The 14,619-nt window shown below is 66.8% G+C and carries 12 protein-coding genes; 11 read left to right on the forward strand and 1 reads right to left on the reverse strand.

Annotation, left to right across the window (positions count from 1 at the left end):
- Positions 1-771 (forward strand): TetR/AcrR family transcriptional regulator (locus tag A5780_RS34225; RefSeq protein ID WP_231983184.1); only part of this gene is annotated, 771 nt, incomplete at its 5' end.
- A gap of 55 nt (positions 772-826) precedes the next feature.
- Here the strand turns inward: A5780_RS34225 and A5780_RS34230 are convergent.
- Positions 827-1,486: a TetR/AcrR family transcriptional regulator gene (locus A5780_RS34230; RefSeq protein WP_181064120.1), complete on the reverse strand. Its 660-nt coding sequence runs from the start codon at positions 1,484-1,486 to the stop codon at positions 827-829.
- 80 nt (positions 1,487-1,566) lie between these two features.
- Between A5780_RS34230 and A5780_RS34235 the strand changes: the two genes are divergently transcribed.
- From A5780_RS34235 to A5780_RS34280, 10 genes are all read left to right on the forward strand, one after another.
- Entirely contained in the window at positions 1,567-2,367 is an 801-nt protein-coding gene (locus A5780_RS34235; protein ID WP_064911110.1) for a TIGR03084 family metal-binding protein, read from the forward strand.
- 85 nt (positions 2,368-2,452) lie between these two features.
- Positions 2,453-4,054, forward strand: a complete 1,602-nt coding sequence (locus tag A5780_RS34240; protein WP_064911111.1) for an acyl-CoA carboxylase subunit beta — start codon at positions 2,453-2,455, stop codon at positions 4,052-4,054.
- A 10-nt stretch (positions 4,055-4,064) separates the two neighbouring features.
- Positions 4,065-6,032, forward strand: a complete 1,968-nt coding sequence (locus A5780_RS34245) for a biotin carboxylase N-terminal domain-containing protein (RefSeq protein ID WP_064911112.1) — start codon at positions 4,065-4,067, stop codon at positions 6,030-6,032.
- Positions 6,029-6,793 carry an enoyl-CoA hydratase-related protein gene (locus A5780_RS34250; RefSeq protein ID WP_064911113.1) on the forward strand — a complete coding sequence of 255 codons (765 nt, stop codon included), beginning with the start codon at positions 6,029-6,031 and terminating at the stop codon, positions 6,791-6,793. The genes A5780_RS34245 and A5780_RS34250 overlap by 4 nt, the downstream gene beginning before the upstream one ends.
- Before the next feature lie 22 nt (positions 6,794-6,815).
- On the forward strand, positions 6,816-7,829 hold the full coding sequence (locus tag A5780_RS34255) for an LLM class F420-dependent oxidoreductase (protein ID WP_064911114.1): 1,014 nt from the start codon (positions 6,816-6,818) through the stop codon (positions 7,827-7,829).
- Positions 7,830-7,902: 73 nt separating this feature from the next.
- Positions 7,903-9,744, forward strand: a complete 1,842-nt coding sequence (locus A5780_RS34260) for an acyclic terpene utilization AtuA family protein (protein WP_064911115.1) — start codon at positions 7,903-7,905, stop codon at positions 9,742-9,744.
- A gap of 44 nt (positions 9,745-9,788) precedes the next feature.
- Positions 9,789-10,931, forward strand: coding sequence for an acyl-CoA dehydrogenase family protein (locus tag A5780_RS34265; RefSeq protein ID WP_064911146.1), 1,143 nt, complete (start codon positions 9,789-9,791; stop codon positions 10,929-10,931).
- A gap of 47 nt (positions 10,932-10,978) precedes the next feature.
- A complete protein-coding gene (locus A5780_RS34270) occupies positions 10,979-11,161 on the forward strand; it encodes a rubredoxin (RefSeq protein ID WP_064911116.1) in 183 nt (60 codons plus the stop codon).
- Positions 11,162-11,198: 37 nt separating this feature from the next.
- The gene (locus A5780_RS34275; RefSeq protein WP_082976885.1) at positions 11,199-13,685 is read left to right on the forward strand and encodes a 2Fe-2S iron-sulfur cluster-binding protein; all 2,487 of its coding nucleotides are present in this window, start codon (positions 11,199-11,201) and stop codon (positions 13,683-13,685) included.
- Between the two features lie 140 nt (positions 13,686-13,825).
- Positions 13,826-14,581 carry a nuclear transport factor 2 family protein gene (locus A5780_RS34280; RefSeq protein WP_064911118.1) on the forward strand — a complete coding sequence of 252 codons (756 nt, stop codon included), beginning with the start codon at positions 13,826-13,828 and terminating at the stop codon, positions 14,579-14,581.
- Positions 14,582-14,619: the final 38 nt, after the last annotated feature.

A 14,619-nucleotide genomic window follows, 5' to 3' on the forward strand; every position in this document is an offset into this window, starting at 1 on the left:
CGAACGACAGGGGCAAGAAGTCATACCGGGCCTGGCGACCGTAGCCCTCGATCAAGGGCTGCGAAAAAGATAACGGGGAGCACTCGCTCAGGCGCCCCCCTTTCGTGGAAAGCTGGGACCATGGTCGAATCACGGAACTTTCTCGGCGAAACGCCTGACGAGCGGCGCGAGCGCCGAAAGAAGGCGCTGATCGATGCCGCGCTGACCCTGATCTATTCCGGCGGCCTGCCTGCTGTCGGCGTTCGTAGCGTCACCGCCCAGGCGAAACTGTCCAGCCGCTACTTCTACGAGAACTTCACCAGCATCGATGAGCTGCTGATCGAGTCGTTTCGCGAGGTGGCGACCGGGCTTCTCGAAATCGGTATGACCGCGCTGCACGCGAGGCAACTGCCCGATCCCAAAGCGGCGTCGGCGGACGAGATACTCGACACCTTCCGCCAGGGGCTCGATGCGGTGTTGGGTGATCTCGTCGCCGACCCCAGGAAGGCGGCACTCATATCCGCGGTCACCGCCAGCGGTCCGCGCGTGCGTCAAGAATTGCAGCAGTTCGTCTTCATCGTCGCCACCGCGATCTCCAGCGACGTGAGTGCCGCGGAAATCGGTGTCGACCGCGCCAGTGCGCTCTACATCGCCGGAGGAGTCGTCCAGCTCGCTGTCGCTTATATCTTGGGCGACATCGAGATCGACAGGCCCGAGCTCGTCGAACGGCTGGCGCGCTTGACCTACGGCGCGGTCGCGGGTGCCGCAGCGGACACCGCATCAGCCGACTGATGAAACGAGCGCCCTGCCGGATGGCGTGCCGACGGGCGCCTGGCCTTCTCGGCCGTCAGATCCCGGGGGATTCGCCGGTCCGCGCTCTGATGAAATTCCGCATTACGTCGACCATGCGTTCGTAGTCGGCGGCGTTGGGGGTCATGACGGCAGCGCTGGTCAGGCCGCTGCACATGGTGACCAGGGCGTGGGAGAGATCTCGGCGCGAGCGCGCGTCGGGCGCGACCTCGGGTGGGGCGAGTGCGGCGATGCCGTCGAAGAACGCGCGAAAGGTACGCAGCGTCGGTTGGAGCTCGTTCGCGATCGCCTCGTCTCGACTCACCTCGACGAGCACGGTCAGCACCATCGCGGTGAGTTCGCGGTCCATCCGGTACAGGTCGGCGAACCCTTGCAGCACCAGGTCGAGCGCTTCGTCGAAGCGTTCGACCCCGGTCATCATCGACCCCAGATACGCGAGTCCGCGCGCGTACACATCCTCGGCGACCGCCACGAACAGCCCGGCCTTACTGCCGAAGCGCTGATAGATCACCGGCGCGGAAACTCCTGCGGCTTCGGCGATTTCGCTGACCGAGACGCCGGCGAAACCTTTCGTCGCGAACAGCTGTAGTCCGACCCGCAGCAGGACCTCACGAGTGTCGAGCCCCTCTGCCGCCTTGGGACGTCCAGGGGCGCGCAGGGGCGAATCCGGACGTAATCGCGCGTGCGTGGCTGCCATGGTTCTCCTGATCATGCGGGTATTGCCGAGCATATCACCCGTATGTATATTAGCGATCATTAATTTTGATCGGAGGCGGAATGGCCAATCTGACATCTGTGTTGCGCGACGTGGCGGCGGAGAGCGCCGACCTCGATCGCTTGGTCGCCGAGCTGGATGAGTCCGGGTGGCGGATGCCGACACCGGCCGAGGGCTGGACGATCGCGCACCAGATCGCACACCTGGCTTGGGCGGACGACTTCGCGGCGCTGTCCGCGACCGATCCCGACGGGTTCCGGTCGGAGCTGAGCGGCGGGTTGGCCGGTGCGGCGAGTGTCGACGAGTTCGTCGGCGCGGCCGCCGAACTCGGAGCGCAGCAGGCCCCAGCGGTGCTGCTGGACCGCTGGCGGGCCGGTCGTGAGCGTGTGGCTGCGGGGTTGGCCGGGGTAGCGCCGGAGGCGAAGCTGCCGTGGTTGGGGCCCTCGATGAGCCCCGCCTCGATGGCGACGGCCCGGTTGATGGAGACCTGGGCGCACGGCCAGGACGTCGCCGACGCGCTGGGGGTGGCGCGCACACCGACCGCGCGCCTGCGCCACGTCGCTCACATCGGCGTGCGCGCAAGGGCTTTCGCGTACGTCACCAACGACAAACAACCACCCGAAGGTGACGTGCGGGTCGAACTGAAAGGCCCCGACGGTGACATCTGGAGCTGGGGCGAGCCGGCCGCACCCGGCCGGGTGACCGGTCCGGCGCTCGATTTCTGCCTGTTGGTCACCCAGCGCCGCCACCGTGCCGACCTCGCGTTGGTCGCGGAGGGGCCGATCGCCGACGAGTGGCTGGACATCGCCCAAGCCTTCGCCGGTCCGCCCGGAGCAGGTCGCACACCGGGACAGTTCGCATGACGCCGAGACAGCACCCGGGTTTCCGGCCTCGCCGGCGAAACCACGAAATCACGACCGGCCCGCCGGCCGAACGATGGGGAATCCGATGACGGTACTGCGCAGCACCCTTGATACCAATTCCGACGACTACGCGTCCCTGCGTGCGGCGATGCTGGAGAAGATCGCCGAGATCGATGCCGAACAGGCCGAAACCATCGACGGTGGCGGCCCGAAATACGTTCAGCGCCACCGTGAGCGGGGCAAGTTGCTGCCCCGAGAGCGGATCCAGTTGCTACTGGATCCGGACACCCCGTTCCTCGAGCTCTCGCCCCTGGCCGCGTGGGGCACACGCTTCCACGTCGGCGCGAGCATGGTCACCGGCATCGGCATCGTCGAGGGCGTCGAATGCGCGATCATGTCACACGAGCCGAGTATCAAGGGCGGCACCCAGAATCCTTACACCCTGAAGAAGGGGCTCCGGCTACAACAGATCGCGGCCGAGAACGGGCTGCCGACGATCAATCTCGTCGAGTCCGGCGGCGCTGACCTTCCCACCCAGGCCGATGCTTTCACCCCGGCCGGCGCCACGTTCCGCAATATGGCGCGGGCGTCGGTCGAGCGGCGGCCGGTGATCTCACTCGTGTTCGGCAACGCCACCGCCGGCGGTGCCTATGTGCCGGGTATGAGCGACTACGTGGTGATGGTCAAGGAACGCGCGAAGGTGTTCCTGGCCGGTCCGCCGCTGGTGAAGATGGCCACGGGGGAGGAGTCCGACGACGAAACCCTGGGCGGTGCCGAACTGCACGCCCGGTATTCCGGTTTGGCCGACTACATGGCCGACGACGAAATCGATGCCATCCGGCTCGGCCGGCAGATCGTCTCGAATCTCAACTGGCACAAGGCCGGTCCGGGACCGTCACGACCGTCGGAGGAGCCGCTCTACGATGCCGACGAGTTGCTCGGACTGATCCCGACCGATCTCAAACGGCCGTTCGACCCCAAAGAGGTGATCGCGCGCATCGTCGACGGATCCCGGTTCGACGAGTTCAAACCGCTGTACGGCAGCAGTCTGGTCACCGGGTGGGCATACGTCCACGGCTATCCGGTCGGAATCCTGGCCAACGCCCGCGGCATCCTGTTCAGCGAGGAATCGCACAAGGGCACGCAGTTCATCCAGCTGTGCAACCAGACCGACACACCGCTGCTGTTCTTGCAGAACACCACCGGATTCATGGTCGGCGCCGAATACGAGCGTGGCGGCATCATCAAGCACGGCGCGATGATGATCACGGCCGTGTCCAACAGCCGGGTCCCGCACATCACCATCAATATGGGATCGTCCTACGGCGCCGGCAATTACGGCATGTGCGGGCGGGCCTACGATCCGCGCTTCCTGTTCAACTGGCCCAACGCCAAATCCGCGGTGATGGGCGGTGAACAACTCGCCGGCGTGCTGTCCATCGTGGCGCGTCAGGCCGCCGCCGCCCAAGGCCGTGAGTTCGACGAGGCCGCGGATGCGGAAATGCGCAAGAAGATCGAGGAACAGATCGAGCGCGAATCGCTCGCCCCGTTCCTGTCGTCGCGCTTGTACGACGACGGCATCATCGACCCCCGCGACACCCGCACCGTCCTCGGGCTGTGCCTGTCGGTAGCCCACAACGCCCCCGTCGCCGGCGTCAAAGACGGCTTCGGCGTGTTCCGAATGTGAGGTATTCACTATGATTCGCCGACTTCTGGTCGCCAACCGAGGCGAGATCGCCTGCCGGATCTTCCGGACCTGCCGCGACCTCGGCATCTCGACCGTCGCGGTGTTCTCCGACGCCGACGCCGGCGCGGCACATGTCGCTCGGGCCGATGCTGCCGTGCGGCTGCCCGGCAACACACCCGCCGAGACCTACCTGCGCATCGACCTTCTCATCGAAGCCGCCCGGCGCACCGGCGCCGACGCCGTCCATCCCGGATACGGATTCCTTTCCGAGAACGCCGAATTCGCCGGCGCCGTGATCGATGCCGGGCTGACCTGGGTGGGTCCGCCGCCGTCGGCGATCGAGACGATGGGCTCGAAGATCCGCTCCAAGAAACTGATGGACGACGCCGGCGTTCCGGTGCTGACCGAACTCGAGCCCGCCGCGGTCACCGATGATCAACTGCCCGTACTGGTCAAGGCTTCGGCGGGCGGCGGCGGCCGCGGTATGCGCATTGCACGTTCGCTGGCCGAACTGCCCGCCACGGTAAGCGCGGCCAGTTCCGAGGCCGCCTCCGCGTTCGGCGACCCCACGGTGTTCTGCGAGCCCTTCCTCGAGCGCGGCCGCCACATCGAGGTGCAGGTCCTCGCCGACCAGCACGGCACCACCTGGGCGCTGGGCGAACGGGAATGCTCCATCCAACGCCGCCACCAGAAAATCCTCGAGGAGACGCCGTCGCCGATGGTGGACGCCGCCATGCGCGAAAGGCTCTGCGACGCAGCGGTGTCCGCGGCCGAAGCGGTCGGCTATGTCGGGGCCGGCACGGTGGAGTTCCTGGCCACCGAAGAGGGCCGGTTCTACTTCCTCGAGATGAACACCCGCCTGCAGGTCGAGCACCCGGTCACCGAATGCGTCACCGGACTGGACCTGGTGGCCTGGCAGCTGCGAATAGCTGCCGGCGCCCCACTCCCCGAGGGCGGGCCGCCGCCGTTCGACGGCCACTCGATCGAGGCTCGACTGTACGCCGAAGACCCCGCCAATGATTGGCAGCCCACCGCGGGTCATCTGTACCGCTTCGAATTCCCGGGCCCCGACGCTCATTTCGACCTTCCGCGGCGCTACGGGCTGCGTCTGGACGCGGGGTACCGCAGCGGCGACACCGTCAGCACTCATTACGACGCCATGCTGGCCAAGGTGATCACCTGGGCACCCGGACGCGCCGAAGCCCTCGCACGACTAGCGGGCACCTTGGAAGAAGCTCACCTGCACGGTGTCACGACCAACCGGGACCTGCTGGTGCGTGTGCTGCGCCACGATGAATTCTCCTCGGGCGATTTCGACACCTCGTTCTTCGACCGCAACGGCTTGGACACACTGGCGCGTCCGCTGGCTACGCCCGAGGTGCAGCGCCACTGCGCGCTGGCCGCCGCGCTCGCCGACGCCGCGGTCAACCGCGCCAAGGTGCGCGATCTGACCGGGTTACCGCCGGCGTGGCGCAACGTGCCGGCGGTGCCGCAACGCAAGGAATACGCCGTCGGTGCGAGCACCATCGCGATCGACTATCGCTGGACGCGCGACGGACTGCGGCCCGAAGGCTTCGACAACCTACGGGTCGTCGATTTCGGCCCGGAGCTGGTCGTTCTCGAAGTAGACGGTGTGCGAACCACTTTCGCGGTGGCGACCTACCCCGATCGGGTCTGCGTCGACAGCTCGGTCGGTTCGGTGACCCTCGAGCCCGTCAACCGGTTCCCCGACCCGGCAGAACAACTCGCCGCGGGCACACTGCTCGCGCCGATGCCCGGCACGGTCACCGCCATCCACGCCGCAGACGGTGACGCCGTCGACAACGGTGCTCCGCTCATCACGCTGGAAGCGATGAAGATGCACCACACCATCGCCGCCCCCGGCGACGGAATCGCCGAGATCACAGTGCTGGTGGGTCAGCAGGTCGACGCCGGAACCATCCTTGCCATCGTCACCGATACGGAAGACCGATCATGACCGAGCTCGTCCATCTGAGTATCGAAAACGGCGTTGCCACAATAACTCTGGACTCGCCGCGCAACCGCAATGCGCTGAGCCGGCAGCTCACCGCGGAGCTGACGGCCCATCTGGCAACCGCCACCGGTAATGATGCGGTGCGGTTCGTGGTGCTCACCCATACCGGCACCGTGTTCTGCTCGGGCGCCGACCTCTCGGAATCGGCCTCCGGTGACGGCGCGGTCTCAGGACCTGATACGGCGCTGAATCTGTTTCGGCACATCGTCGAGGCGCCGCTACCGGTCATCGCTGTGCTGCGCGGACCTGTGCGTGCGGGCGGAACCGGACTGGTCGCCGCCGCCGATATCGCCCTGGTCGCCGATCACGTGGATTTCGCCTTCGCCGAGGTGGCGATCGGAGCGGCGCCGGCGATCATCTCGATTCCGTTGCTGGCCAAGCTCGATGCCCGCGCGGTCAGCCGTTATTTCCTGTCCGCCGAACGCTTCGATGCCGCCGAAGCCGCCCGCATCGGCCTCGTCACCGAGGCCGTTCCGGAAGCCGACCTCGACGCGCGGCTCGCGAAGCTGCTGGCGACCTTCCACCGCACCGCACCGGGCGCGGTAGCGGCGACCAAACGCGTGCTGACCCGCTCCCTGCGCGCCGACCTCGACGAATACGGCCCGCAGATGGTGGCGTTGTCGGCGGAGCTGTTCGCCGGTGATGAAGCACGCGCCGGCATGCACGCCTTCCTGAACAAGGTCGCACCGCCGTGGGCCTCGTGACGGAAGTGAGGACCCAGCCGTGATGAAAATCGGTTACACAATCCAGTTTCCGCTCGGTGTCACCCCGGCGGTGATCGGCGAGATCGAAGCCATGGGCGTCGATTCCGTCTGGGTGCCGGAAGCCTATGGTTTCGACTGTCTGACTCCATTGGCATGGATGGGAGCCACCTCCAGCCGGCTTCGTCTGGGCACCTCCGTCATGCAGATGGCAGCGCGCACTCCACCTGCCGCCGCCATGGCGGCGCTGACGATGGACCACCTGTCCGGCGGCCGGTTCGTGCTGGGCCTGGGCGTCTCCGGGCCGCAGGTGGTGGAGGGATGGTACGGGCAACCGTACGAGCGGCCGCTCGCGCGCACCCGCGAGTACGTCGACATCGTGCGCACGGTGATCGCACGCGAGGAGCCTCTGCAGTACCGGGGCCGGTTCTACAACCACCCGTTGCCCGGCGGCACCGGGCTGGGCAAACCGCTCAAAAGCATCGTGCACCCGTTGCGCCGCGATCTGCCGGTGCTGCTGGCGGCCGAGGGACCCAAAAACGTCGCGCTGGCCGCGGAAATTGCGGACGGGTGGATCGCCATGCTGCTCGGGCCCCGCAACGACGCCTTCTATCGAGCCGCCCTCGCCGAGGGCTTCGCCCGGCGCGCAGCTCGGCGACCCGCCGAGGACTTCGAAGTCGTCACCACCGTCCCGGTGGTGGTGGACGACGACGTCGAAGCGGCGGCGGACTCGGTGCGCGACTATCTGGCGCTCTACGTGGGAGGAATGGGCGCCGAGGACAAGAACTTCCATTTCGATGTGATGGCCCGGATGGGCTATGAAGACATCGCGCGCAAGGTCCGGTCGCTGTACCTGGACGGCCACAAGACGGAGGCCGCGGCCGTGATTCCCACGGCGATGGTCGAAGAGATCGCCCTTGTCGGCCCGCCCGCCAAGATCCGCGACGACCTGCAAGCCCGCGAGCACACCCTCACCACCACTCTCGTCGTACTCGGCGACATGCACGCCCTGCGCACCGTCGTCGGATGTGCCGCATGACTGTAGACACCGCCGCGACCGCGGTGGCGATTCGCCGATGCGACCCAGTGGGTCGGACCGAGAAGGAGCCGATATGCGCGAGCGCACAGTGACCATCGGTGGCGCGGCCGGTATGTGGGGGGATTCGTATCTGGCCACGCCGCAGTTGCTGGCCGACGGCCGTTGCGATTACCTGATTTACGAGGGGTTGGCCGAGATCACGATGGCCATCCTCACCAAGGCGCGGATGAAGGATCCCGCTCAGGGGTATACGCACGATCTGATCGCGACCATCGGCAGCAATCTGCGCCGGATGCGGGACTCCGGCGTCAAGGTCGTCACGAACGCGGGTGGCGTCAACCCGCAGGCGGCAGCCGAGCGTCTGCGCGCTCTTGCCGCCGAGGCCGGTGTCGAGGTGTGCGTCGCCGCCGTCGACGGGGATGATCTGCTTCCTCGCCTCGATCGGTTGCGTGAACTCGATATCCGCGAGATGAGCGGTGGCACGCCGATCCCGGATCGTCCGATCAGCATGAACGCGTACCTCGGGGCCCGACCGATCGCGGCGGCTCTGGGCGCCGGCGCGGATGTGGTGATCACCGGCAGGTGTGCCGACAGTGCGCTGGCGCTCGGCCCGCTGATCCACGAATTCGGCTGGGAACCAGAGGAATTCGACAAACTCTCGGCTGGGAGTCTGGCCGGGCATCTGATCGAATGCGGGCCGCAATCGACCGGTGGGCTGCTGACCGACTGGGAGGACACTCCCAGTTGGGCCAACAGCGGATTCCCGATCGTGATGGTGCGGGCCGACGGTAGTTTCGAGATCACCGCGCCCGAGGGGACCGACGCGCTCGTCGATCGACGCACCGTGACCGAGCAGATGCTCTACGAGATCGGCGATCCCGCGGCCTATCTGCTGCCCGATGTGACGTGCGATTGGACGCAGGTGGTGATCAGCGAGGTCGGGCCCAACCGGGTCGAGGTACGGGGTGCGCGCGGTGCCGCGCCGACTCCGACCTTGAAGGCGTGCGCTCAGGTGTCGGACGGCCACCGTACTCAGGTGCAGTTCTTCGTCGGTGGTCGCGACGCGGCGCGGAGGGGACGTCGTGCGGCACAGGATCTGCTTACTCGTGGCCGTAAGATGTTCGCCGACAAGGGCTTCGACGATTTCCGCGACACGCTGATCGAGATCGTCGGCGCCGAGGACACCTACGGTGCGAACGCCGGTGGCGTCGCTCCTCGCGAGGTGTGGGTGCGCCTGGCGGTGCGTCATGGCGATCCGGCCGCGCTGACCGCGTTCGTGCGTGAGTTCCCGTCGATCGGGCTGGGCGGGCCCTGCGGGATGGGGGGCGTCGGAGCAGGGCTGCCCACACCGTCGCCGGTGTTGCGGCTGGAGTCGTTCCTGGTCCCGCGTGAGCTGCTCACTGCCCGGATCGACCTCGATGGCCGACCCCTGGAGCCCTCGGCGTGGAGTGAGGTTCCGCAATCGCTGACCCGGGCCCTGCACGGCCCGCGCGGCACCGATGTCGATGTCGCGGACGAGGTTTCCGGGCCGAGCGTCGAGTTGCCGTTGATCGCGGTCGCGTTCGGCCGCAGCGGCGACAAGGGCGACAGTGTGAATATCGGGATCGCGGCGCGGCATCCCGACTTCGAGCCGATCATCCAGGCCCAGGTGACTGCCGATCGAGCCGGCGCATACCTGGCCCACCTCGGTGCCTCCCGCGTGGATCGGTTCGTCCTGCCCGGCACCCACGCGGTCAACTTCCTGCTGCACCACGCGCTGGGTGGCGGGGGTACGGCCTCGTTGCGCATCGACCCGCAGGGCAAGGCCGCCGCTCAGCAGTTGCTTGACTTGCCGGTCCGCATCCCGGCCGCGCTGCTGGCCCACCCGGCGCTGGCGGCGATTCCCGAAGTCGACGCGGCGCGGGGCCGGCAATGACCGGCACGGCCGCAGTGTATTCGCTTTCACAGCAAGGAATCCCGATGAAATTCACCGCTGAGCACGAAGCGTTTCGTGCCACCGTCCGCCGGTTCATCGACGAGCGGGTCGACCCGTACGCCGATGAGTGGGAGCGCGCGGGGATGATGCCGTTGCACGACCTGTTCCGGGAGGCGGCCGGTCTGGGCATGCTGGGTTTGGAATACGACCCGGCCTACGGCGGCCAGGGCGCCGACCACTCGTACACCGTCGTGCTCGCCGAGGAGATGGGGCGATGCTCGATCGGAGCCTTCGGCCTGGCGTTGGGCGTGCAGATCTCGATGGCCACCCCGTCGTTGCACGCGCACGGTAGCGATGAGCTGAAGGCGGCCTATCTGGCGCCGGCGATGAGCGGCGAGATGGTCGCCGCGATCGGGGTCACCGAGCCCGATGCCGGCTCCGATGTGGCCGGTATCCGCACCCGTGCGCGCCGCGATGGCGACGACTGGGTGATCGACGGCACCAAGATGTACATCACCAACGGGGTTCAGGCCGACTGGATCTGCGTGCTGGCGCGCACCTCCGACGAGGGCGGCTACCGCGGCATGAGCCAGATCATCGTGCCCACCGACACCCCCGGATTCAGCGTCGAGAAGCTCGACAAACTGGGTATGCGGGCATCCGACACCGGACTGTTGACCTTCGACAACGTGCGGGTCCCGGTCGGTAACACGATCGGCGAGATCGGCCGCGGATTTCAACAGCAGATGGTGCAGTTCGTGGTCGAGCGCACCTGGGGGGTGTACAACGTCCACGTAGCCTGTACCCAGGCCTTGGAACGCACGAAAGCCTATGCGCTGCAACGCAAGGTGTTCGGGGCGCCGCTGGCGGCGAACCAGTACCTGCAGTACACCTACGCCGAGCTCGCCGCCGAGGTCGACCTGCTGCGCGAGTACGGCTACGCGATGGTCGACGCGCACATGGCCGGGGAGAACATCACCCGCAGGGCCACCATCGCCAAACTCAGAGCGTGCCGCCTGATTCGCCAGGTCGGTGACTGGTGCCTGCAGGTGCACGGCGGCATCGGCTATATGGAGGAGACCTGGACCTCGCGGTTCGTCCGCGACCAGCGGCTGCCCAGCATCGGCGGCGGTGCCGACGAGGTGATGCTTCGGGTGCTGTCCCAAATTGACGGGTTCACCGCGTGAGCCGCGCGGCCTGACCGGTATCGAAACGATTCGGAAGGAAGACCAGGATGAACGACTACCGAGTGTACGTCTGCGTGCAGTGCGGGTTCGAGTACGACGAGGCCGAGGGCTGGCCCGACGAGGGCATCGCGCCGGGTACCCGGTGGGACGATATTCCCGACGACTGGTGCTGCCCCGACTGCGGCGCCGCCAAAGCCGACTTCGACATGGTCGAAATCGAGCGCGTCTGAGCCGTTTTCCCTCTTTCCCGCACACCTGTAGGACATCATGAGCCGGTACGGGCAACCACCTTCCGCTCGCCCCACACCACGCAACCACGCCGTCGTACTGGGGGCGAGCATGGCGGGGCTGCTCGCCGCACGGGTGCTCAGCGAGACGTTCGCCACAGTGACGATCGTCGAGCGTGACGACCTGTCTGTGCCCGGGGACAGACCGGGCGTGCCGCAGGGCCGCCACGTCCACGCCCTGCTGGCGCGCGGGCAGCAGGTGTTCGAGGAGTTGTTCCCCGGTATCACCGCTGAGTTGCTGGCCGACGGTGCGATCGAGTGCCGGTCCATGTCCGAGTTGCGGATGACCATATACGGGCACACATTGCACCGTTCCGATGCCGGTTACTCCCTGTTGCAGGCCAGCAGGCCATTGCTGGAGTGGCGTGTCCGCTCGCGCGTCCGGTCGCTGCCGAATGTCGAGCTGATCGACCGCTGCCAGGCGAGGTCGCTGCTGACCGACCGGATGGGTAACCGTGTGACGGGCGTACGCGTCGAGTCCGATTCCACTGGCGCAAGAGATATTCCGGCCGATCTGACAATCAGCTGTATGGGCCGGCACGGTCCGATCGGCGAATGGCTGGATGAGCTGGGTTACGAGCCACCTCCCGAGGAGGGGGTGCGGATCGATATGAAGTACGCCAGCCGCTACGTGCGGCTGGGCGATGGGGCGGTCCGTGGCGACAAGGAAATCGTGATCGCGAACCGGAACCCCGCACGCGGTCTGGCGTTGTTCGCGGTCGAAGACGGCCGGCATATCCTGACCTTGATCGGATATGGCGTCGACCATCCGCCGCACGACGAGGAAGGGTTCTGGCGCTTCGCGGCGTCGGTGGCGCCGCGGGATGTCTGGGCGGCGCTGGTGGACGCCGAGCCGCTGACCGAGATCGCCACATATCGTTACCTCGCCAATCAGCGCCGCCGGTACGAAAATCTGGCTCTGTTTCCGCAGGGGCTGTTGGTTTTCGGGGATGCGGTGTGCAGTTTCAGCCCGGCGTTCGGGCAGGGCATGACGATGTCGGCGCTACAAGCTGTGGAACTGCGGCGGGCACTGGCGGGCGGCGACCGGGAGCTGGCTCGGCGCTATTTCCGGGCGGCCGCGACGGCGATCGACGACGCCTGGGTCATGACCAAGGTGTTCGACCTTGCCATGCCGCACGTGCGGACCCAAGGCGGGCAGCGTATCCACGGGTTGGGCGCGCTCGCGGCAATCGCGATGGCGGTGGGCGAGCGGGACAAGGCGGTGGGACAGCAGATGTCACGTATCGCCGGACTGCTCGACCGGCCGTCCGCCGCGCTGCGTCCCGCCGTGCTCGTGCGGGCGACCTCGGCGGTGGGTCGCCTCGGGCTGCAGCGAGCGAGGGCCGCACTCGGTGAATGGCGTTCGGCCCCTGAAGATTCCATCACCGCCTTCGACCCGGTGCCGGGTACCCGGGCCCGAGACGTGCATCGCCTGCGAGTGCGTTCGGTCGAGCCGGACGCCCCGGGCAGCGTGGTGATCGAGTTCGACGTGCCCACCGCACTATTGGGCCGATATCGCTTCTCGGCGGGCCAGCACGTCATCATCCACGGGACGTGTGACGGCCAGCCGATTCGACGCAGTTACTCGCTGTGTGATGCTGCCGGGGCCGGGCGTGTGCGGATCGGCGTCGTACGCCGAGAGGGCGGGGCGTTCTCCCGCTACGCTGTCGAAGAGCTTGCGCCCGGTTCGCACCTCTACGTTTCCGAACCGGCAGGCGTGTTCACCCCGCCGGTCACCCGGACGAAGCGCAGCTATTGCGCCGTCGCCGCCGGCAGCGGCATCACACCGATCGCATCGATCATCGCGACCACGCTCGAGTCCGAACCCGCGAGCACCTTCGTGCTGCACTATGGAAGCCGCGACGACGACCACATCATGCTCGCGACCGAACTCGCCTCGCTCGCAGACCGATTCGGGGATCGGCTCCGTATCGTTCACCATCTGTCGCGGCAGTCACCCGGTCGCCGGCCGCACGGGGATGCGGTCACCGAGTATCGTCGCGGGCGGATCGTGGCGGCCGACATCGCCGAGGACGGCGCCAACCTATGGTTGCTGTGCGGTCCACGGGGGCTCGTCGCCGAGGTGTGTGAATCTCTCGTCGCACGCGGTGTCGATCGGTCTCGCATCCTGATCGAACTGTTCGAAACGCGGGAGATCAGTAGCCCACCTACCGAAACGACGGCCCGATGCCGTGTTGTGCTGACCGGGCACGGAGACCGGCTCACCTTCGAAATGCCGCAAGGCGCAGCGATTCTCGATGCCGCTCTGGAGCGACGCGAGGACCTCCCGTACTCGTGCCTCGGCGGTTCTTGCGGAACATGCCTCGCCAGGGTCGAACACGGACGCGTGGATATGGACCCGCATCCGCTCCTGGCGATCACCCCTGACGACATCGATGCCGGATATGTTCTGACGTGCCGGGCGAGGCCCGCCTCGGACGAGGTATCACTGCGGTTCGGCCGCTGATTTCGCCCAACCACTCCGCACGCAACGAACCCTCTCCGCATATTGACTACGACTGTATCCTTCATCATTATTGTGGGACACGATTGTTGTCAACATGGCGTGGGGGATCGCCTCCCGTCTGATCAAGGAGACGCGAAACAATGTCGACCACTACGCGGGATCAGTTCGAAGCCAAGTTTCAACGCGCGCTCGACCGCAAATGCCTGAAGAAGCCGATACCGCAGTTCGTGCAGGGCAACAGGTCATACGTTCAGCGCGCGATCGGCGAGGACGAATTGAACCGCTTGACGCGACAGTGGTTCGTCGAATTGGAGGATCAGACCCGCTTCTACTCGGAGACGCTCGGCCAGGACGTGATGTGGCTCAACGAGTGGTTCAAGAAGTATTGGATGGCGTGGGACCAGGGCGTCGACGAGAAAGCGCTCCCCGAGCTCTTGGCGCCGGACGTGGAGTACAAGGACCCGGTGTCGTTCGGTCGGCCGATGGTCGGGATCCAGTCGTTCATCGACTACAACCAGGCGTTCTTCGACGCGATCCCCGACTGGCGCTATGACCTGCTGCCGGGTCAGTTCTTCATCAACGTCACCCGCGAGGGTGAGGTGCGGTTGATGGGTCGCTACATCGGGACCGGCTTCTGGGAGAAGCCGCTGCGGATGTATCCATTCGACAAGTCCGCGCCGGCGATGCCCGCGACCGGCGCGTTCATGCAGGCCCCGGCCGTCGATCGCTACCACTTCAACGCCGACCGTCAGCTGGCCCGTGGCGAGACGATGTGGGACGCGTTCGAAGCGATGCAGATGTCGAATCTGCTGCCGAGCGATACGAGTCCCGTATTCCGGGCGTTGATCGCGGCAGGTAGTGCCGGGGCGGCCATGCAACGGCTGATCCGCCGGTGAGCGCTGCGACGTGACGGCCCCCGGGCGCTGCCCCGCCC

The sequence above is a fragment of the Nocardia sp. 852002-20019_SCH5090214 genome, assembly GCF_001665865.1.
Classification (GTDB): domain Bacteria; phylum Actinomycetota; class Actinomycetes; order Mycobacteriales; family Mycobacteriaceae; genus Nocardia; species Nocardia nova.